This is a genomic window from Actinomadura sp. NEAU-AAG7 (genome assembly GCF_018603865.1).
GTDB lineage: Bacteria > Actinomycetota > Actinomycetes > Streptosporangiales > Streptosporangiaceae > Spirillospora > Spirillospora litoris.
Map to the genome: position 1 here is coordinate 956461 of NZ_JAHFZY010000002.1, position 19731 is coordinate 976191.

The window sequence follows — 19731 nt, forward strand, 5'->3', positions numbered from 1 at the left end:
GGAGGGTCGCCGCACCGTAACCTGGAGGCGTCATGGAGACCCTCTGGTCCATCCACCGGCCGGTCCGCGACCTGCGGCCCGGCGATCACGCGTGCCTCTTCTACGGCGGCGAGGACGAGCAGCGGCACATCACCGGCGCGTTCGTCCGCGACGGGCTGCTCGCGCAGGAGAAGGTCGTCTACCTCGCCGGGTCGGCCTGCGACGCCGTCCCCGGCGTCCCCGCCGACGCGCCCGCCGGAACGCTGACCTTCCTGCCCGCCGGGCCGCGCGAGGGCGGCACGTTCGACCCGGCGGCGGCCGTCGCGGCCGCGGCCGCCGAGATCGACCGCGCCGCGCGGGACGGCTACCGCGCGATCCGCGTCGCCGCCGACCTGACCCGCGCGCTGCGCTCGCCCGCCGGGCTGGAGCGGGTGCTGTACTTCGAGCGCCACCTGGAGCGGACCGTGCCGCCGAGCACCCAGGTCATGGCGCTCTGCCAGTTCGACCGGCGCCGCTGCAACCCCGGCGAGCCGGACGCGCTCGGCGAGGGGCACACCGTGTTCGCCGCGCCCGACCCCGAGTTCGAGGACGCGGTGCTCCGGATCGTGCGGACGTTCCGTCCCGCCGGGCTCGCGCTGTCGGGCGAGCTGGACGCGTCCCGGCACACGGTGCTCGACCGCGAGCTCACCGCCTCGGCCTCCCGCGCCGGGGGCGGCGACCTCCACCTCGACCTCGCCCGGCTCGACTTCATCGACCTCGGCGCCATCAACATCCTCGCCGCGATCGCGGCGAGCCGCGAAGGGCCCGGCGGGATCGTCCTCGACCGCGTGTCGCCGCAGCTCCGCGCCGTGCTGGAGACCGTCGGCTGGGACATGCTCCCCGGCCTGCGCCTCGGCCGAACCTGACCCTCAACGCCCGTACGGCGTGGGCGTCGACCGTCCGGGCCGCTGCGTCGGCTCCGGGTCGGGTGAGGACGTCGGCGGCGGTGGCGACGAACCCGTCGCCGTCGGCGTCGGCCTTCCCGTCGCTCCTCTCCTGGTCGGGCCCTGCGAGCGCGGCGTACCCGAGATGTCCGACGGGCCCGGTGTCCCCGCCGTGCGCGACGGGGTGGGCGAACTCGGCACCGCCGACGGGACCGGCGGGACGGACGCCGCCGGAGACTCCGGCGGCGCCAGCGGGCGCGGCGGCTCGGGACTCCGCGTCCCGCCCTGGCCCGGCCACAGCAGGAGCGCCACGGCCACCACGACCGCCGCCGTGACGGCGGCGGCGAGCAGCGGGGGCGCCCAGCGGCGCGCGAGGCTCCGCAGTGGCACCGCGCCCCCGTCCCCGCCCGCCTCCCGGCCCGCGTCCTGGAACCGGCGGACGCTCCGCGGGCCGACCTCGATCCGGTCGGCGGCCGCGCGGTAGTGCTCGCGCAGCAGGGCGTCGAGGTCATCGTCCATGGACCCGGCCCCCCTTCACACGCTCCCGCAGCGCCGACATGGCCCGCGAGGTGTGGCTCTTCACCGTCCCCCGGGAGATCCCGAGCGTGTCGGCGATCTCCTGTTCGCTGAGGTCGCACCAGTAGCGCAGCACGAGCACCGCCCGCTGCTTGGCGGGCAGCGCGCCGAGCACCTCGTCCAACTCTCCCCCGCCGGCCCCCGGCGGCGCGGCCTGGACGAGGCGCTCCACGTCCGCGACCGACCCGACCGGCCGCTCCCGCCGCCGGGCCCGCCGCTTGTTCTCGTCGATCGCGAGGTTGACCAGCACCTTGCGCGTGTACGCCTCGGGATTGCCCGCCGCGACGCGCCGCCACCGCCGCGCGACCCGCTCGTAGGCGGTCTGGAGCAGGTCCTCGGCGAGATGGCGGTCGTAGACGAGGAACACGGCGGTGCGCAGCAGGCGACCCGCGGTGGCGTTCACGAACTCCTCGAACGTGCTCTCCGCCCCGCGGGTCTCCTGGGTGCTCACGGTGGACAGACCGCACCTACCCCCGCTGGCCGGGCGCCGAGCCGCAGTGCGCCCCGTCGGAGGGAGCCGCGGTGGGCCGCGGCTTGGCCGTCGAGGTGGGGCGCGGCTTGGCCGTCGAGGTGGGGCGCGGCTTGGCCGTCGAGGTGGGGCGCGGCTTGGCCGTCGACGTCGGGTGCGGCGGCCTGGCGGTCGGCGTCGGACGCGGCGGCTTCGACGCGGTCGGCGTCGGGTGCGGCGTGCCGGTGGGCGTCGGACGCGGCGGCTTCGAGGCCGTCGGCGTCGGGTAGGGCTGGTCCGACGGCCGGGGGCGCGGCGGCTTCGACGCGGTCGGCACGGGGTGCGGCGCCTTGGTCGAGGGCCGTGGACGCGGCACCTTCGACGTCGGGGGCACCGGACGCGGCACCTTCGCCGTCGGCGTCGGGCACACGGGCGTGGGCACGGGCCTGGGCGCCAGCGTCCGTGTCGCCAGCGCGCCCCGGGCGGCCACCGGCGCGGCCTCGGGCGAACCGCTCGCGCCCGTGGCGAGCCAGAGCCCTGCGGCGAGGACGCCCGTCCCGCCGAGCCCGGCCAGGACGAGCATCGGCCCGCGGCGGACGCGACCCTTGTCGATCATGTTGCTCCTAGGGGGAGGACATCGTTACACCCCCAATAACCCCCACCCGTCCCACGCGGGTTGTCACGCCCCCGATTTTCCTAGTAGACGAGCGCGTCGGGGAGGAGCCGGGCCAGGGCGCGGAACGCGCGGCCGCGGTGGCTGATCGCGTCCTTCTCCTCCGGGGACATCTCGGCGGTCGTGCGGGACCCGCCCTCCGGAACGAAGACCGGGTCGTAGCCGAAGCCGCCGGTGCCGCGCGGCGCGTCGATGATGGCGCCGCGCATGCGCCCCTCGACGCAGTGCTCGACGCCGCCCGGCAGGACGAGCGCGGCGGCGCACACGAACGACGCGCCGCGCCGCCCGTCGGGGGCGTCGGCGAGCTGGTCGAGGACGAGCTGGAGGTTCGCGGCGTCCCGGTCGCCGGACGCGGCGCCGAACCGGCCCGACCAGCGGGCCGACAGCACGCCCGGCATGCCGTTCAGCTCGTCCACGCACAGGCCGGAGTCGTCGGCGACGGCGGGCAGCCCGGTGTGCGCGGCGATCGCGCGGGCCTTGAGCAGCGCGTTGCCCTCGAACGTCGGCTCGGTCTCGGGCACCTCGGGCGCGTCCGGGAAGGAGTCGAGGCCCGCGACGTCGATGCCGGACAGGATGCGGCGCAGCTCGGCGACCTTGCCCGCGTTGCGGGTGGCGAGGACGATCCGGGTCACCGTGCGAGTGCCTCGGCCTGGATGCGGGTGAGCTCCGCGCAGCCGCCCGCCGCGAGGTCGAGCAGCGCGTCCAGCTCGGCGCGGTCGAACGGGGTGCCCTCGGCGGTGCCCTGCACCTCGACGAACCGCCCGTCGCCGGTGCAGACGACGTTCATGTCGGTCTCGGCGGCCGAGTCCTCCTCGTAGCACAGGTCGAGGCGGGCCTCGCCGTCCACCAGCCCGACGCTGATCGCCGACACCGAGGTGATCAGCGGTTCGCCGCGCAGCAGCCGGCGGCCGCGCATCCACGACACCGCGTCCGCGAGCGCGATGTAGGCGCCGGTGATCGCGGCGGTGCGGGTGCCGCCGTCGGCCTGCAGGACGTCGCAGTCGAGCTGGACGGTGTTCTCCCCGAGCGCCTTGAAGTCGACGCACGCGCGGATCGAGCGGCCGATCAGCCGGGAGATCTCGTGGGTGCGGCCCCCGACCCGGCCGCGGATCGACTCGCGGTCGTTGCGGGTGTTGGTGGCGCGCGGCAGCATCGCGTACTCGGCGGTGACCCAGCCGAGGCCGCTCTCGCGCCGCCAGCGGGGCAGCGAGTCCTGCACGGAGGCGGCGCACAGCACCCGGGTGCCGCCGAACTCGATCAGCGCCGACCCCTCCGCGTGGTCGAGCCACCCGCGCTGCACGCGGACGGGACGGAGCTGGTCGGATGCGCGATCATCGGGGCGAGGCATGCGCCCACCTTAGTGGCACGCCCGGCGGCGGCACGCGCGGCGGCAGCATGCGCGGCGGCAGCGGCGTCGCCGCTCGCCCGGCCTCACAGGTCGTAGACGGTGCCGACCTCGGCCAGCTCGATCGGGCCCCGGTAGCCGCTCGCCTTGGCCTCGGCGAGCGTCTGCGCCGGGTCGTTCCACGGCAGCAGGTGGGTGAGCACGAGCCGTCCGGCCTCGGCGCGCTCGGCGTGCTCGCCCGCCTCCCGCCCGTTCAGGTGCATGTCGGGCGGGAGCCCGGGACGCTGCGCGAACGCCGCCTCGCACAGGAACAGGTCGGAGCCGCCCGCCAGCCGGACGAGGGTCTCGCTCGGCCCGGTGTCGCCGGAGTAGGTGAAGACGCGCCCGCCGTGCTCGACGCGCAGCCCGTACGCCTCGATGGGGTGGTTCATCCGCGCGGCGGTCACGGTGAAGGGGCCGATGCCCGTCGGCCGGGTCACGAGGTCGCGGAAGTCGAAGGTGTCGGTCATCCCCGGGTTCGGGTCCAGTTCGTACGCCTTGATCATGTGCTCGGCGGTGCCGCGCGGGCCGTAGACCGGGATGCGGGGGGCGGGGCCGCCCGGACAGTACGTCCGCGCGATCCAGTAGACCGTGAGGTCGAGGCAGTGGTCGGGATGCAGGTGCGTGATGCAGATGGCGTCGATGTCGAGCACGCCGTGGAAGCGTTGCAGCGCGCCGATCGAGCCGTTGCCGATGTCGAGGAGCATGGAGAACCCCTCCGCCTCGACGAGGTAGCTGGACGCGGCGCTGTCCGGCCCAGGGAAACTGCCGGAGCAGCCGATCACAGTGACCCGCACGCTCGCTCCTCCCTTGTGTCCCCGAGGAATCAGGTGGTCAGTGCCTTGCTCAGGGCGGTACCGGCCGAGGGGGGACGATGGACGGGGACGGCGCCGGTCTCCACCGCGCCGATCTCCGGCCCGAGGAACCGGCGGCCGAGCGCGGCGAAGACGCCGGGGTCGCCGGTGGCGCGGAAGCGGTGCGCCGGCTCCGGCGTCGGCTCCGCGCGGGCGAGCCCACGGTCATGCAGCACCCGGTACACGTCCTTGGCGGTCTCGTCGGCACTCGATACCAGTGTCACCCCATCGCCGACCACATAGGAGATCGCGCCCGTGAGGAGGGGGTAGTGGGTGCAGCCGAGGATGAGCGTGTCGCAGCCCGCGTCGATGATCGGCCGGAGGTAGCCGCGCGCCGCGTCCAGCAGCTCGGGGCTCATCGTCACGCCCTCCTCGACGAACTCGACGAAGCGCGGGCAGGCGGCGCTGACGAGGTCGATGTGCGGGGCGGCGGCGAAGGCGTCCTCGTAGGCGCGGCTGTTGACGGTGGCCTCGGTCGCGATGAGCCCGACCCGCCCGTTGCGGGTGGCGCGGGCGGCACGCCGGGTGGCGGGGTTGATGACCTCGATGACCGGGACGTCGTAGCGCTCGCGCGCGTCGCGCAGCATCGCCGAGCTGGCGCTGTTGCAGGCGATCACGAGGATCTTCACGCCCTCCTCGACCAGCCGGTCGAGCATCTCCAGCGCGAACGCGCGGACCTCGGCGATCGGGCGCGGCCCGTAGGGCTGGCGCGCGGAGTCACCGAGGTAGAGGATCGGCTCGTCGGGGAGCTGGTCGAGAATGGCCCGCGCGACGGTGAGACCGCCGAAGCCGCTGTCGAAGATGCCGATCGGGGCATCCGCGCCCGGTGACGTTGACATGGTGTCCAAGGCTAGGCGAGTTCGCGACGCGGAAGCACGCCATGCGGTGTACATCACATGGTCATCCCCAGGAAATAGGCGCAGTTCACGCGGGTCGCGCCTGGTCGTTCGGCCGGACGTGGCGAAACGCCGGTGAAACGCCTCACGCCGGATCCGGGAGGGGGCGCGTCCGCAATTCCCGGTCCGGGTGGGGAAGCGGTCAGCGCCCTTCGCGGGCGATCTGCCGGCTCTGCGCGACGAGGCGTCCGGCGGAGTCCCAGACCTCGACCTCCTCGTCGAACCAGCCGCCCGACAGCAGCCGCCCCGAGCCGTGCAGGGCGAGCCAGCCCGGCGCGGGGACGGCGCGCAGGTGCCAGGTCAGCTCGACGGTGGGCGACCAGCCCTTGACGCCGAGGTTGAAGACGACGGGCGGGAGGGCGTCCACGGCGAGCGCGAGCGCGAGCGCGTCGGGCTCGTGCGGGTCGCGGAAGCGGAACCAGGCGCGGATCTCCGGCCTGCCGCTGGGCCGCCCGTCCAGCCAGCCCATGGTGGCGCGGTCGAAGCGCATGTCGAGCTGGGTGGCGATGCCCTCGTCGCCCGGGTCCGGCTGGTAGTCGGCGCACTCCTCCAGCGGCGGCAGCGGCGGGAGTGGCGGCGTGTCGCTCCACGAGGGCTCGGCGGCGCCGTCGAGCGTGCCGGTGGTGATCAGCGCGTCCACCGCGCGGCGCCCGTCCTGGACGAGCGTGACCAGCGACGTCGCGGCGGTGCGGCCGACCTTGCGCGGCTCGACGATCACCTCGGCGGGGCCGGGGCGCGCGACGCGCTGGAAGGTCGCGGCGGTGGAGACGGGGTGGGCGTGCGGGGAGACCTCCACGGCGGCGCGGCCGAGGATCGCCATCAGGTAGCCGCCGTTGATCGCGTCGGCGAACCCGAACGCCCCGTCCAGGACGGTCTCGTACCGCCCCTCGGCCACCCGCCGGACGGCGGTGGAGTCCCCGAACCTGCTCATCCGTACCCTCCCCGGTCCCGCGCGGCGGCGTGCGGCCGGCACGGTTCTAGAATCACGTTCCAGGACGAGACTCTACCGCGCCGACCGAACCGCGTTCGCTGGGGAAGGCCGGCGCCGGATCCGGGATCAGGCCCAGAGCTGGCCCTCCAGGCGCGCCTCGGCCTCCTCCAGGGTGCCGCCGTACGCGCCGGTGGACAGGTACTTCCATCCGCCGTCCGCGACGACGAACACGATGTCGGCGCGCTCACCCGCCTTGACGGCCTTGGCCGCCATGCCGAGCGCGGCGTGCAGCGCGCCGCCGGTGGAGATCCCCGCGAAGACGCCCTCCTGTTCGAGCAGCTCACGGGTGCGGCGCAGCGCGTCCCGGGAGCCGACCGAGTACCGGGTGGTCAGGACGGAGTCGTCGTAGAGCTCGGGGATGAAGCCCTCGTCGATGTTGCGCAGCCCGTACACCAGCTCCCCGTACCGGGGCTCGGCCGCGACGATCTTCACGCCGGGGACGTGGTCGCGCAGGAAGCGCCCGACGCCCATCAGCGTGCCGGTCGTGCCGAGCCCGGCGACGAAGTGGGTGACCGACGGCAGGTCGGCGAGGATCTCCGGGCCCGTCGTCTCGTAGTGCGCGAGCGCGTTGGCCTCGTTCCCGTACTGGTAGAGCATCACCCAGTCGGGGTTCTCGGCGGCCAGGCCCTTCGCGACGCGGACGGCCTCGTTCGAGCCGCCCGCCGCCGGGGAGGAGATGATCCGCGCCCCCCACATCTCCAGCAGCTGGCGGCGCTCGGCGGAGGTGTTCTCGGGCATCACGCAGATCATGTTGTAGCCGCGCAGCTTGGCGACCATGGCCAGCGAGATGCCGGTGTTGCCCGAGGTCGGCTCCAGGATCGTGCAGCCGGGCGTGAGCAGCCCGTCCTTCTCCGCCTTCTCGATCATGTGGAAGGCGGGCCGGTCCTTCACCGAGCCGGTGGGGTTGCGGTCCTCCAGCTTGGCCCAGAGCCGGACGTCGGCGGACGGCGAGAGCCGCGGCAGCCCGATCAGCGGGGTGCCGCCGAGGGAGTCCAGCAGCGAGTCGAAGCGCATGAGATCTGCCCGCGGCCGGCTCAGCCGCCGGCGACGGCGGGGAGGATCGTGACGTTGTCGCCGTCGCCGACCGGGGTCTCCAGGCCGCCGAGGAACCGCACGTCCTCGTCGTTGAGGTAGACGTTGACGAACTTGCGCAGCTTGCCGTCGTCCACCAGCCGGGCGCGCAGGCCGGGGTGGCGCGCGTCCAGGTCGGCGAACAGCTCGTCGAGCGTGCCGCCCTTGCCGTCGACGGCCTTGGCGCCGTCGGTGAGGTTGCGCAGGATCGTCGGGATCCGGACCTCGATCGCCATCGCGATGATCTCCTTAGGTCGTACGGGGCTCCCCGCCCCAGCGTGACAACCGGGCGGGGCGCGCGGGAATTCCGGGCGCTGGATTCGGGCGCGTCAGCGGCACGGCGCTGCGCGGCGGAGACACGCGTCAGCGACAGTCGTAGACGACCTCGGCGCGCGAGTGCCCGAACAGGAAGCTCTGCACGGGCGGCACGGCGGCGTTGAGCGCGGCGCGGACCCGGCGCCGCGCGCCCGCCCTGTGCCCGCTCGTCCCCATGACGACCAGTTTACCGGCCCCTCTCCCGCACGTCAGCGCCCGGCGCCCTCAGCCGTAGGACTCGACGATCTCGACCTCCTCCTCGACGATCTCCCCGTCCACCAGCAGGTAGGAGCGGACCTCCGCCTCGTCCGGGTCGCGGGTGGAGACCAGCAGCCGGTGGACGCGCGGGTCGGCCAGCGGCGAGCGCAGGTAGGCGAGGTCGGTGCGGGACGGGTAGGCCTCGGTGGCGGTGTGGGAGTGGTAGTGGACGATCATCTCCTCGTCGTTGTCGTCCATCTCCCGGTCGACCTGGAGCCACTCCCGGCTGTCGAAGTTGTGGTAGGTCGGCGAACGCTCGGCGTTGGTCATCGCGATGAACCGGGTGGGCCGGTCCGACCCGGCGGGCCCCGCCACGATCCCGCAGGCCTCGTCGGGGTGGTCGGCGCGCGCATGCGCGATGATCTTGTCGACGAGGGCGCGTTCGATCCTCAGCATGCCCCGAAGATTACCGGGCGCCGCCGGGGCGCCCGGGTGCCGGGGGACACGGGGTCGGTCACAGCTTGACGTGCATGCGTAGGCGCGTCCCGTCCACGCCGGTGCGGATCTCGACGATGTGGCACAGCCGCCGGACGGCCCACATCGCGGCCTCGTGCCGGCGCCGTCCGTGCGGCGGCGCGTAGCCGAGGAACCGGTCGGTGAGGACGCGGCCGGGGTCGCTGACGTCGCAGAGGAGTTCGCCGTCCTCGGCCCACACCCACAGCGCGCCGCGCCCGCCGCCCTCGCGGATGATGTTCGTGGCGACCTCGTTCACCGCCAGCACGAACGGGAGCGAGCGGTCGCCGGGCAGCCCGAGGCGTCCCGCCTCGGCGGCGAGGAAGTCGCGCAGGGCGGGCAGCTCGCCGGTGGAGAACGCCTTGCACGCGGCGGCCGCGGGCGGTTGCGAGAGCGGGACCGTGTTGCACTCGTCGTAGAAGTCGGCGGGGTCGGTGAAGTGCGCGCTCGGCACGCTCCCGTCCGGCCCGGCGAGTTCGGGATGGGTGCGGGACGCGTCGGCCACGACGTGCCCGGGCAGCGCGGACGCGTCGTACAGGCACATGATCGCGGTCGGCGTCCCGGCGAAGGCGACGTTGAGGATCGCCTCGTGCCGCTTCCACTCGCGGACCTCCAGCGCCGTGCGGCCCGTCCAGACCGGCTCGGTGAGCAGCCGCACCCGCCCGCGCGGCCACCAGTCGGCGCGCGTGCGGTCGAAGCAGGTGGCCAGCGCGTGCATCGGGCCCCCGAACCAGCCCCCGGCGTCGAGGAACTCGACATGGGAGGCGGTCTCGGCGCCGAGCCGCCCGCCCAGGAACGCGGTCACCTCCGGCGCCGCGACGACCACCACCGCCTCGCCGCCGCGGCATCCCGCGCGCAGGTAGGGGACGGCGGTCAGCTCAAGCTCGCGCCGCGTCCGGTAGACGAGCGCCTGGTGGACGAGCACGTCGGCGCCCTCTCCCGGGGCGGGCGCGGCCGTGTGGTCGGCCACGGGCCGGGCGGGCGGCTCGGCGGAGAACCCGATCATCCGGTGGCCTCCAGGACGATCCCGGGCGAGTCCCGCCAGCCGGACACGCGCAGCATCAACTCCACGCAGCCGGGCGTCGCACGCAGGATGATCTGCCGGTCGAGCACCGCGGTCGACCGGTTGGCCTCCACCAAGGCCCGCACCCCTTCCAGGTCGCAGAAGTCGAGCCGGGACAGGTCGAGGCACAGGTGCGCGGCGCCCTCGTCCAGGTCGCGCAGCGCCGCGACGAGCGCGGGGAGCGTCGAGGCGTCCAGCACGCCCGACAGCCGCAGGCCGGGCGGCGCGAACAGCGGCGCGATCGTCAGGACGCCGTCGTCGAACACGTCGTCGGCGCGGACGCGCGCGCCGTGCCGCTCCTCCAGCGCGGGCAGCCGTCCGGCGTCGAACCAGCGCAGGTCGTACTGGCACAGCGCCGTCACCCGGGGGCGGTGGGCGCCGACCAGCCGGTCGACCGCGTCCTCGAACGCGGCGAACCGCGCGGTGCCGGGCCGGCCGCGCGGCGCGGCCGACGCCTCGACGGTGAGCCGGGCGCCCGCGTACCCGCGCCGCAACGCCGACCGGACCGCCGCGCGCGGGTCGCCGCACGCGGGCAGGACCTCGATGCGGTCGTCGGCGCCGAACACGGCGCGCAGCCGCCGCTTCGCGGTGTCGGGCCCGGCTTCGGCGAGGTAGAGGACGGCGTCCCCGGCGCGCAGCCCGTCCCAGACGAACGCCGTCATGATCGCGTCACGTTCCGCCGGATGGTCGTAGGCGAGGCAGGCGTGGTCGCCGGGGAGCATCGCGCCGACCGCCGTGCGGGACTGCTCGGGGTGCGCCATGCGACCTCCTCAGGGAGCGCCGGTCAGCCGCCAAGGTACCAACGGGGAGCGGGGTCAGCCGGGCGCGTCCTCGACCGACACGCCCGGCAGCGCCACCAGCCCGGACGAGCGGAGCCGCTCGGCGATCACCGGCGGCACGGCGCGCAGTAGCAGCCCCCGGTCGGGGCCGAGGTCGGGGCGGTCGGCGCGGGTCAGCAGCCGCAGCCCGCCTTCGTCGCAGTCGGTGAGACCGCCCAGGTCCAGGCAGAGCAGCCCGGTGCGGGTCGAGATCGACTCCAGCACCCGCTCGGCCGCCGGACGCGTCGCCGCGTCGATGACCCCGGCCAGCTCCGCCCCTGGCGGCCCGAAGATCGGCGTGATGCGCAGCGTCCCGTCGTCGTGGTAGTCGTTCACCCGCACCCGGCCCATGTGGCAGGACTCCAGGTCGGCCAGCCGCGCGGCGCCGAACCAGCGCCGGTCGAACTGGCAGATCGCCATCGCCTTCAGGTCGTCGGTCATGAAGACCTCGTCGAGCATCCGCTCGAAGTCGCCGTGCTGGTCGGTGCCGGGCCAGCGGCGCAGCGAGAACCGCGCCTCCCCGGCGATCCGCACCCCGCGGTACCCCTGGACGAGCGCGAGGTCGATCTCGGTCGCCATCAGCTCCAGGCTCTCGCGCGGGTCGAAGCGCCCGCTGGCGAGGAAGGTCTCCTCGGCCGTGCGGACGACGAAGTGGCCCGCCTCCATCGCCTCGGTGAGCTCGGCCCCGGGCACGGCCCGCTCCTCCCCGAGCAGCCAGCCGAGCACGTCGGGGGCGCCGACCGCGTCGGAGATGTAGACGACCTTGTGGCCCGCGCGCACGCCGTCCCGGACGTAGTCGGCCATGATCGACCGCCGTTCCTCGTCGTTGTCGAAGAACAGGCACAGGTGGTCGCCGAGCCGCATGTCGCCGACGGCCTTGTGCTGTGCGGACATCGGGGCCTCCGGGGTGCGGTGTCGGCTCGTCCGGGCGGGGCCTCGGCGCCCCGCGGGGGTGAGGACCCGCGTCCCACGCTAGCCACGCCCCGCACCGGCGTCCCGACAATCGGTGATGTCGTCCGTGGCCGGGTACGGCCGAGATCACCAGAGGGCGCGGACGAGCCCCTCCTGCAGCATCGTGAGCCAGTCGTAGGCGGCGAACATCGGCGTGCGCGGGTCGCGCGGGTCGAGCCGCGCGGCCTCCTCGTACCACTCCTCGCCGATGTCGAGCCGGGTGCCGAGCGCGAGCCGCACGTCGTTCAGCGCGCGCAGCCACGCCTGCGCCTGCTTGTCGTCCAGCACGGTGTCGGAGCCGGTCTCGCCGAGCGAGCCCAGCACCGTGGCCGCGGCCTCCCGCTTGCCGTCGCGCAGCCCCATCTCGGTGTAGCGGCGGAACTCCCCGGCCGCCTCGCCGTCGTCGCGGTAGGCGTCGGGGAACAGCCGGGCGAGGACGGGGTCGTCGGACTTGGTGGCGTTCTCGGAGATGCCGATCGAGGCGAGCCCCTCCCCGGAGTCGCCGGGCGTGTCGCCGATGAGCGCGATCAGCTGCTCCATCAGCGCCCGGACCAGCGCGGTCTCCTCGGCCTCCAGCCGGACCCTGATCCCGTGCCGGGTCTTCTTCACATCGCTCATTGACGCGCCCAGGCTTCTCAGTCGTCCCGCTTCACGGTGGCCCAGAGCCCGTAGGAGTGCAGGATCTCCACGTCTCGTTCCATCTCCTCGCGGGTGCCGTTGGCCACGACCGCGCGGCCCTTGTGGTGGACGTCCAGCATCAGCTTCTCCGCCTTGGACTTCCCATATCCGAAGACGGTCTGGAACACATACGTGACATAGGACATCAGGTTGATCGGGTCGTTCCACACGATCGCCAGCCAGGGCCGGTCGGAGCTCACGTCCTCCGCCACGTCCGGCCGTTCCAGCTCGACCGGCGCGGGCGCCGTGCTCATGGCGCTCATTTGGCCGTGTCTCCCCTTTCCCCGTCGGTCGGTCCGCCCAGTCCCCGATGCTATGCGTCCGGCCGGGTGTGATGGCCTGCACGTCCATGGTGCACACAGTGAGCCGTAAGGTTCCACTTGTGGACCTTGGTGACGGCACCGCCCTGCTGACCGACCGCTACGAGCTGACGATGCTCCAGGCGGCGCTGCGCAGCGGCACCGCCGACCGCCGCGCGGTGTTCGAGGTGTTCGCGCGCAGCCTGCCCGCGGGCCGCCGCTACGGCGTCGTAGCCGGTACGGGACGGCTGCTGGACGCCATCGAGGCGTTCCGGTTCGGCCGCGCCGAGCTGGAGTACCTGACCGCGGACGGCATCGTGGACGAGCCCACCGCGCAATGGCTGGAGAACTACCGCTTCTCCGGACACGTCTGGGGTTACTCGGAAGGCGACTGCTACTTCCCGGAATCGCCGATCCTGGTGGTCGAAGGGACGTTCGCGGAGGCGGTCCTGCTGGAGACGATCGCGCTGTCGATCCTGAACCACGACTGCGCGGTCGCGTCCGCCGCGTCCCGGATGGCCCAGGCGGCACAGGACCGCCCCCTCATCGAGATGGGCTCCCGCCGCACCCACGAACACGCCGCCGTGGCCTCGGCCCGCGCCGCCTACATCGCCGGTTTCGCGACGACCTCCAACCTGGAGGCGGGACGTCGCTACGGCGTCCCCACGGCGGGGACCAGCGCGCATTCGTTCACCCTCCTGCACGACAGCGAGCGGCACGCGTTCGAGGCACAACTCGCCTCCCTGGGCGAGAGCACGACTCTCCTGGTCGATACCTACGACGTGGAACGGGCCGTCCGCACGGCCGTGGAACTCGCCGGGCCCTCCCTCGGCGCGGTCCGGATAGACAGCGGCGACCTGGGCGTGATGGCGCGCAGCGTCCGCGACCAACTCGACTCCCTGGGAGCCCACGACACCCGGATCGTCGTCACCGGCGACCTGGACGAGTACGGCATAGCGGCCCTCGCGGCAGCCCCGGTCAACGGCTACGGCGTGGGAACATCCCTGGTCACAGGCTCAGGCGCGCCCACGGCCTCCCTGGTCTACAAACTCGTGGCCCGCTCCGACACCCCGTCCGCGCCCATGCGTCCCGTGGCGAAACGCTCCCCGGGCAAGCCGAGCCGGGGCGGGCGCAAGGCAGCCGTCCGCCGCATAGACGGCCGAGGCACCGCCTACGCCGAGATGGTGACCACGGGAGAGCCGGCCCCGGGCCCCAACGACCGCGTCCTCCTCGCACCCCTCGTCCGGGACGGCGAGATAGTAGGCCGCGAACCACTCCAGGCCGCCCGCGAGCGCCACGCCGCGTCCATCGCCGAGCTCCCGCCCACCGCGCTGCAACTCTCCAAGGGCGAACCGGCCGTCCCCACCGAGTTCATCGACGGCGGCCCGCGCCACTGAGAGGCGCCTGGGGTAGCGTCCACCGTAGGGAAGGGAGAGGCCATGAAGGCTCTGATCATCGTGGACGTCCAGAACGACTTCTGCGAGGGCGGCTCACTCGCCGTCACGGGCGGCGCCGACGTGGCCACGGCGATCTCGGGCCACGTCGCGGCGCACCGTCCGGACTACGCGCACATCGTGGCGACGCGCGACTTCCATCTGGACCCCGGCGGCCACTTCTCCGAGACCCCCGACTACGTCGACACCTGGCCGCCGCACTGCGTCATCGGCACCCCGGGCGCCGACTTCCACCCGAACCTGGCGCTCGCCCCCATCGAGGCGGTCTTCAGCAAGGGCCGCGAATCCGCCGCCTACAGCGGCTTCGAGGGCACCACCGACGACGACGTCCCCCTGGCCGACTGGCTGGCAACCAGGCACGTAGACACAGTGGAAATCGTCGGCATAGCCACGGACCACTGCGTCCGAGCAACAGCGCTCGACGCCGTCCGCGCGGGCCTGAACACCACGGTGCTCCTAACCCTGACCGCCGCCGTGGCCAAGCCCACCGCCGACAGAGCCCTGGACGAACTAACCGACGCGGGCGTCACCCTCACCGGCACCCCCGTAGTGAGCCCCTGACAGTGCCACCCCAGATCATCCTGATCGCCGGAGTATCCGGCAGCGGCAAAACAACGGTAGGCACCCTCCTGGCCGAGCGCCTCAACTGGGACTACGCGGAAGCCGACACGTTCCACTCCCCCGCCAACATCGCCAAGATGAGCGAGGGCCACCCCCTCACCGACGAAGACCGCCTCCCCTGGCTGAACGCGATAGCCGCCTGGATGGACGACCGCCTAAAAACGGGCCGCCCAGGCGTAGTAACCTGCTCCGCCCTGAAACGCTCCTACCGAAAACTCCTGACCAACGGCCGCCCCGAAGTTCAGATAATCCTCCTAACCGGCGACCGAGAAACCCTGGAATCCCGCCTGAAATCCCGCACAGGCCACTTCTTCAACCCAACGCTCCTAGACACCCAACTAGCAGCCCTAGAACCCCCCACCCCCACCGAGAACATCCCAACCCTCCCCATAACCAAAACCCCCGAAGAACTAGCAACCCAAATCATCAAACGAACCGCCGCCAAGCCCCGCCCGACCTAACCAAGCCTCCGATCGACGGCCCGCCGAATCGAGTATTCCCGCGCCGATAGCCGCAGTTCTCCCCACGGCACGAAGTCGATGAAACGCCTCGACCCCGGCCACAGGTTCGGTTATCTCCATATCCACACCGAACGGGCTTCGATGCTCCTTCACCACGCACACGACTCTCTGTGACGGCCAAGTCCCACCGCACGCCAGAACCCGTCCCGCTCCGTCACCTCAGGCAATGATCTACAACTAGCGGGACTCGAAGATAACTGCGATGGAACTAGCGAGGCCCAACTCGTCTGCATAAATTCGAATCCGGGCAGAGCCGGATGGGCATGGAACCAGGAACGAAAAGCTCTCATCCACATCGAATACGACACAAGATTTCGAGTCGAGAATCAATTCACCTTCATAGTAGAGCTGCATCCCTGAAATCACTTCATCGCCATCGAGCACGGCAATAGTCACAGGACCGTCGACCGAAGGCTGCACCGACACGTAAATCGACGATGGACCGGCATCCACAAAGGAGTCCATCGGCTCCCAGTCTTCATGCGAATCAGAACTCTGGGGGTCCTCGACAAGAATTAGCCCGGCCCGGATTCCTGCCACGGTCGAAAACAATTGCTCCAGGGCCATCTGGGCCTCCAACACGATGCGAGTGCCGCAGCCGTTGCGGCACTCGCATCGTACCGGGAATGTTACGGAAGTACTCTCAGGCCCAGCTTGCCCGCGTCGACCAGACCACCCCGATCCGGGAGGGAATCCCCAGTTCCCGCGATTCGCCAGGTCGTGCTGGGCGGTTCAAAAACACCTACCACGCATGTCGTGGTATTCGTCCTTACATTACGCTATTGCTGGCGGGGCCCGGGTCCGGAATGTCGGGTTGATTTGCCAGGCCGCCGCACACCGGCAGCCACACCTATGACGCCGAATCTTTGCACCATGGCGACGACGCCTTGCTGGAGGTCAACGACAACGTCCTGCATGATCAGTACCTGCTGGACTTCCAGCGCGTATGGATCTCTCTGCCCGAGGCCGGCCGATGAAGCGCGTCGTCACCACCCTTCTCGTTGCGGTCATCGTCCTGGCGGGTGGAACCGTTGGTGCACGCGCTGCGGAAATCCAGCAGGGCACCTACGCTTACGGTACGCACCAGCGGCAGGTCATGGACGCCTACTGGCACGCGGCGTCCACGCCGCAGGCGGGTCTGATCCTCGTGCACGGCGGGGCCTGGAACGGCGGCGGCAGGGGTGGAGGCTGGGCCGAGACCGCCCGCTGGTACGCCGACCAGAAGCTGGCCGTGTTCTCCATCGACCACCGGTTCAACACCGATGTCGTCTGGCCAGGTCCCCGTGACGACGTGCTCGCCGCCATCCGCTGGATCAAGGCGGAGGCGGCCCGGTTCGACCTCGACCCCGACAAGCTCGTCATCATGGGTTCGCAGGCCGGGGGGCAGTTGGCCACCGCCGCCGGGACCTACGGGGCCGGTGGCTCCACCGTGCGCGGGGTGATCGGTCTGTCGGCGATCGCTTCGCCCTACCGCTCCTGGGGCGGCGCGCCGCATGACACCTCGCCCGCGCTCCGGCGCAAGATCAGGGACAACGCGGTGATCCTGGCCCGGTGTCACCCGGTCGAGTCCGACCAGCCCTGCTGGAGCCGCTGGGCCGACACCGTCACCAAGTCCCGCGCGTCCGCCGACGACGCCCCGATGTACCTGCTGACCGCCGAGCACGACCCGTATGTCTCCGCAGGTCACGCTGATGACCTTGCCGCAGCCCTCCAGGCCGCGGGTGTGTCCGTCACCACCGAGACCGTCGCGGGATCGCAGAGCGGCGGCCACCTCCTCACCGACGTCACCAAGCCGAAGACGCTGGCCTGGATAAGGGCGCGCACCTCGTCGCCACCGCCCGCCGAGAAACCGGTCGGCGACCCGCCCTCACCCGTCCGGAAGCACCCCGCGACGATTCCGGACGTGGACGCTCCGGTGCGACGGCTGTTCCCCCGGCCTGTCGCCGGGACGACCGTCGAGACGACCCACGCCTACGGCGAGCATCCGCGCCAGCAGTTGGACGCGTATTACCAGTCCGGCCCAGAACCGCGGCCCGCGCTCATCGTCGTTCATGGAGGGCACTGGTACGAGGGGGACAAGCAGGATTGGGCGGGCACGTCCCGCTGGTTCGCCGGCCAGGGATACGCCGTGTTCTCCGTCGACTATCGCCTCAACACCGACGCGCCGTGGCCCGCCCAACGCGACGACCTGGACTCCGCCATCGCCTGGATCCGCCAGAACGCCGCCGCGTTCAACATCGACCCGGGACGGATCGTGATGCTCGGCTCATCTGCCGGGGGCCACCTCGCCACCATGGCGGGAACACATGGGAAAGGGAGCGACCTTGTTCGTGGGGTCGTCGCGCTCTCGCCCGTCGCCGATCCGGGTCTCGGCTACGCCGCTGGGCAGGCCGCGGGCGCGACCGCCGCGCAGGTGAAGCTTCGCGACAATGCCACCCTTCTCGCGCGCTGCTCGCCCGATCCCGACAGCGCCTCCTGCTCCGAGCAGTGGAGCGACGCGGCCGCCCGGTCCCACGCCGGCGAAGGCGATTCACCGATGTATCTCGTCCATTCCCAACAGGACTTCGTTCCCGCGGCGCACTCCACGCAGCTCTGCTCCGCGCTCACACAGGTCCGTGTTTCCTGTACCGCTGAGACGACCGCGGGCAGTTATCACGGCAGCGCGCTTTTTCAGGTGCCAGGGCTTCGGGACAGGGTTCTGGGGTGGCTCAGGGCCCATGATTGAGCCGGGGGGTCAGGGGCGGCGTTTGGTCGCCCATTCTCGGATCTTGGTTATGCGTTTGCGGATGTCCTCGGCGCTCGCCTGGGCTATGGCGGGGCCGCCGCAGGAGCGGCGCAGTTCGCTGTGGATGACGCCGTGGGGCTGGCCCGTGCGGTGGTTCCAGGCGCCGACCAGGCCGTTCAGCTCGCGGCGGAGGGTGGCGAGGTCTTCGGCGGTGGTGCGGTCGGCGCGGGGGTCGCCGGTCTTCTTCTTGCGCTCGCCCGCCATCTGCTCGGCCTGGCGTTTGCGGAGGAGGGCGGTCACCTGTTCGGGTTCCAGGAGGCCGGGGATGCCCAGGTACTCCTCTTCTTCCGCCGAGCCCGGCTGGGCGTGCATGCCGAACTCGCCGCCGTCGTAGAGGACGCGGTCGAAGGTCGCGGACGCCTCGACGGTCTCGAAGGCCAGCTCCTCGCCGACGTCGGGGGTGTCCTGCCGGCGGTTGGCCTCGGCGATCAGGTCGTCGTCCAGGCCGTCCTCGCGGACGGGGCGGTCGAGGACGTGGTCGCGCTCGGTCTCCATCTCGGCGGCGTGGCCCATCAGGGTCGGCACCGAGGGCAGGAAGACCGAGGCCGTCTCGCCGCGTTTGCGGGCGCGGACGAAACGGCCGATGGCCTGGGCGAAGAACAGCGGTGTGCTGGTGGACGTGGCGTACACGCCGACCGCGAGGCGCGGGATGTCGACGCCCTCGGAGACCATCCGGACCGCGACCATCCAGCGGTCCTCGGTCTCGCCGAACTGCTTGATCTTCTTGGACGCGGTCGGGTCGTCGGACAGGACGATCGTCGCGCCCTGGCCGGTGACCGACCGCAGCATCTTGGCGTAGGCGCGGGCCGCCTCGTGGTCGGAGGCGATGACCAGGCCGCCCGCGTCGGGGATGGCGCGGCGCAGTTCGGTCAGCCGGCGGTCGGCGGCGGCGAGCACCTGCCCGATCCAGTCGCCCTTCGGGTCGAGCGCGGCGCGCCATGCCTGGGAGGTCTGGTCCTGGGTGAGCGGTTCGCCGAGGGTCGCGGTGATCTCGTCCCCGGCGCGGGTGCGCCAGCGCATCTCCCCCGCGTACGCGAGGAAGATCACCGGACGGACGACGCCGTCGGCCAGGGCGGGGCCGTAGCCGTAGGTGTAGTCGGCCCGGCTGCGGCGGACGCCGTCGGGCCCCTCCTCGTACTGGACGAACGGGATCGGGTTGATGTCGGTACGGAACGGCGTGCCCGAGAGGGCCAGGCGGCGGGTCGCGGGCTCGAACGCCTCGCGGACGGCGTCGCCCCAGGACAGGCCGTCGCCCGCGTGGTGCACCTCGTCGAAGATGACCAGCGACTTGCGCGACTCGGTGCGGTTGCGGTGCAGCGCCGGACGCGCCGCGACGGTCGCGTAGGTGACGGCCACGCCGTCGAAGTCCTTGCCGACCGGGCCGTCGCCGTTCTGGTACTCCGGGTTGATCTTGATGCCGACGCGGGCGGCGGACTCGGCCCACTGCCGCTTGAGGTGCTCGGTCGGGCAGACGATCGTGATCGCGGCGATCGCGCGGCGCTCCATCAGCTCGCGCGCGAGGCGCAGCGCGAACGTCGTCTTCCCGGCGCCGGGCGTCGCGACGGTGAGGAAGTCGCGCGGGCCCGGCTCCTGGCCGCTCTCCCCGAAGTACGCCTCAAGCGCCTGCTGCTGCCAGGCACGCAGGGACGACGCGGTCCCCCAGGCGGCCCGCTCGGGGAAGGCGGGGGGCATGCTCGATGCGGCGAAGGTGCTCACGGTC

At 72.3% G+C, this 19731-nt stretch carries 24 protein-coding genes; 5 read left to right on the top strand and 19 right to left on the bottom strand.

Annotation, left to right across the window (positions count from 1 at the left end; genetic code table 11):
- The first annotated feature begins 32 nt into the window (after window positions 1-32).
- Window positions 33-884: an MEDS domain-containing protein gene (locus KLI87_RS13735; protein ID WP_156216031.1), complete on the top strand. Its 852-nt coding sequence runs from the start codon at window positions 33-35 to the stop codon at window positions 882-884.
- Between the two features lie 3 nt (window positions 885-887).
- Here KLI87_RS13735 and KLI87_RS13740 read toward each other — a convergent pair whose 3' ends face one another.
- The 17 genes from KLI87_RS13740 to clpS form a co-directional block, all read right to left on the bottom strand.
- A complete protein-coding gene (locus KLI87_RS13740) occupies window positions 888-1421 on the bottom strand; it encodes a hypothetical protein (RefSeq protein WP_214617207.1) in 534 nt (177 codons plus the stop codon).
- Window positions 1411-1929 carry a SigE family RNA polymerase sigma factor gene (locus KLI87_RS13745; protein WP_214617208.1) on the bottom strand — a complete coding sequence of 173 codons (519 nt, stop codon included), beginning with the start codon at window positions 1927-1929 and terminating at the stop codon, window positions 1411-1413. The genes KLI87_RS13740 and KLI87_RS13745 overlap by 11 nt, the downstream gene beginning before the upstream one ends.
- A 16-nt stretch (window positions 1930-1945) precedes the next feature.
- Window positions 1946-2542 (bottom strand): hypothetical protein, encoded by a 597-nt coding sequence (locus KLI87_RS13750; protein WP_214617209.1) that lies wholly within the window; start codon window positions 2540-2542, stop codon window positions 1946-1948.
- Between the two features lie 80 nt (window positions 2543-2622).
- Window positions 2623-3231 (bottom strand): RdgB/HAM1 family non-canonical purine NTP pyrophosphatase, encoded by a 609-nt coding sequence (gene rdgB / locus KLI87_RS13755; RefSeq protein ID WP_214617210.1) that lies wholly within the window; start codon window positions 3229-3231, stop codon window positions 2623-2625.
- Complete coding sequence (rph, locus tag KLI87_RS13760) at window positions 3228-3947, bottom strand: ribonuclease PH (RefSeq protein ID WP_156216027.1); 720 nt, start codon at window positions 3945-3947, stop codon at window positions 3228-3230. Before rph ends, rdgB begins: the two co-directional genes overlap by 4 nt.
- An 83-nt stretch (window positions 3948-4030) precedes the next feature.
- Window positions 4031-4780 carry an MBL fold metallo-hydrolase gene (locus tag KLI87_RS13765; RefSeq protein WP_214617211.1) on the bottom strand — a complete coding sequence of 250 codons (750 nt, stop codon included), beginning with the start codon at window positions 4778-4780 and terminating at the stop codon, window positions 4031-4033.
- A 29-nt stretch (window positions 4781-4809) separates the two neighbouring features.
- The gene (murI, locus tag KLI87_RS13770) at window positions 4810-5676 is read right to left on the bottom strand and encodes a glutamate racemase (RefSeq protein WP_156216025.1); all 867 of its coding nucleotides are present in this window, start codon (window positions 5674-5676) and stop codon (window positions 4810-4812) included.
- Window positions 5677-5875: 199 nt separating this feature from the next.
- A complete protein-coding gene (locus KLI87_RS13775; protein ID WP_156216024.1) occupies window positions 5876-6664 on the bottom strand; it encodes a thioesterase family protein in 789 nt (262 codons plus the stop codon).
- Window positions 6665-6790: 126 nt separating this feature from the next.
- Window positions 6791-7738, bottom strand: coding sequence for a PLP-dependent cysteine synthase family protein (locus KLI87_RS13780; protein ID WP_156216023.1), 948 nt, complete (start codon window positions 7736-7738; stop codon window positions 6791-6793).
- Window positions 7739-7758: 20 nt separating this feature from the next.
- Window positions 7759-8031 (bottom strand): MoaD/ThiS family protein, encoded by a 273-nt coding sequence (locus tag KLI87_RS13785; protein ID WP_156216022.1) that lies wholly within the window; start codon window positions 8029-8031, stop codon window positions 7759-7761.
- A 127-nt stretch (window positions 8032-8158) separates the two neighbouring features.
- Window positions 8159-8287, bottom strand: a complete 129-nt coding sequence (locus KLI87_RS40985) for a hypothetical protein (protein WP_281377911.1) — start codon at window positions 8285-8287, stop codon at window positions 8159-8161.
- A 48-nt stretch (window positions 8288-8335) separates the two neighbouring features.
- Entirely contained in the window at window positions 8336-8764 is a 429-nt protein-coding gene (locus tag KLI87_RS13790) for a Mov34/MPN/PAD-1 family protein (RefSeq protein WP_214617212.1), read from the bottom strand.
- A gap of 58 nt (window positions 8765-8822) precedes the next feature.
- Window positions 8823-9827, bottom strand: coding sequence for a sensor histidine kinase (locus KLI87_RS13795; RefSeq protein WP_156216020.1), 1005 nt, complete (start codon window positions 9825-9827; stop codon window positions 8823-8825).
- Window positions 9824-10645: an MEDS domain-containing protein gene (locus tag KLI87_RS13800; RefSeq protein ID WP_214617213.1), complete on the bottom strand. Its 822-nt coding sequence runs from the start codon at window positions 10643-10645 to the stop codon at window positions 9824-9826. Before KLI87_RS13800 ends, KLI87_RS13795 begins: the two co-directional genes overlap by 4 nt.
- 54 nt (window positions 10646-10699) lie before the next feature.
- Window positions 10700-11596 carry an MEDS domain-containing protein gene (locus KLI87_RS13805; RefSeq protein WP_214617214.1) on the bottom strand — a complete coding sequence of 299 codons (897 nt, stop codon included), beginning with the start codon at window positions 11594-11596 and terminating at the stop codon, window positions 10700-10702.
- Window positions 11597-11740: 144 nt separating this feature from the next.
- Window positions 11741-12271, bottom strand: a complete 531-nt coding sequence (locus KLI87_RS13810) for a DUF2017 domain-containing protein (protein WP_156216017.1) — start codon at window positions 12269-12271, stop codon at window positions 11741-11743.
- A 17-nt stretch (window positions 12272-12288) separates the two neighbouring features.
- Entirely contained in the window at window positions 12289-12585 is a 297-nt protein-coding gene (gene clpS, locus KLI87_RS13815; protein ID WP_156216016.1) for an ATP-dependent Clp protease adapter ClpS, read from the bottom strand.
- A 95-nt stretch (window positions 12586-12680) separates the two neighbouring features.
- Between clpS and KLI87_RS13820 the strand changes: the two genes are divergently transcribed.
- The 3 genes from KLI87_RS13820 to KLI87_RS13830 are packed head-to-tail and all read left to right on the top strand — an operon-like array spanning window position 12681 to window position 15166.
- Window positions 12681-14027 (top strand): nicotinate phosphoribosyltransferase, encoded by a 1347-nt coding sequence (locus tag KLI87_RS13820; protein WP_214617215.1) that lies wholly within the window; start codon window positions 12681-12683, stop codon window positions 14025-14027.
- A 42-nt stretch (window positions 14028-14069) separates the two neighbouring features.
- Window positions 14070-14645 carry an isochorismatase family protein gene (locus KLI87_RS13825; RefSeq protein ID WP_214617216.1) on the top strand — a complete coding sequence of 192 codons (576 nt, stop codon included), beginning with the start codon at window positions 14070-14072 and terminating at the stop codon, window positions 14643-14645.
- Window positions 14646-14647: 2 nt separating this feature from the next.
- Window positions 14648-15166 (top strand): gluconokinase, encoded by a 519-nt coding sequence (locus KLI87_RS13830; protein WP_308165998.1) that lies wholly within the window; start codon window positions 14648-14650, stop codon window positions 15164-15166.
- Between the two features lie 237 nt (window positions 15167-15403).
- On the opposite strand, the gene KLI87_RS13835 is transcribed toward KLI87_RS13830, so the two are convergent.
- A complete protein-coding gene (locus tag KLI87_RS13835; protein ID WP_214617217.1) occupies window positions 15404-15793 on the bottom strand; it encodes a hypothetical protein in 390 nt (129 codons plus the stop codon).
- Window positions 15794-16199: 406 nt separating this feature from the next.
- Between KLI87_RS13835 and KLI87_RS13840 the strand changes: the two genes are divergently transcribed.
- The gene (locus KLI87_RS13840; RefSeq protein WP_214617218.1) at window positions 16200-17951 is read left to right on the top strand and encodes an alpha/beta hydrolase; all 1752 of its coding nucleotides are present in this window, start codon (window positions 16200-16202) and stop codon (window positions 17949-17951) included.
- Window positions 17952-17960: 9 nt separating this feature from the next.
- On the opposite strand, the gene KLI87_RS13845 is transcribed toward KLI87_RS13840, so the two are convergent.
- Window positions 17961-19703 carry a DEAD/DEAH box helicase gene (locus KLI87_RS13845; RefSeq protein WP_173390742.1) on the bottom strand — a complete coding sequence of 581 codons (1743 nt, stop codon included), beginning with the start codon at window positions 19701-19703 and terminating at the stop codon, window positions 17961-17963.
- Between the last annotated feature and the right edge of the window lie 28 nt (window positions 19704-19731).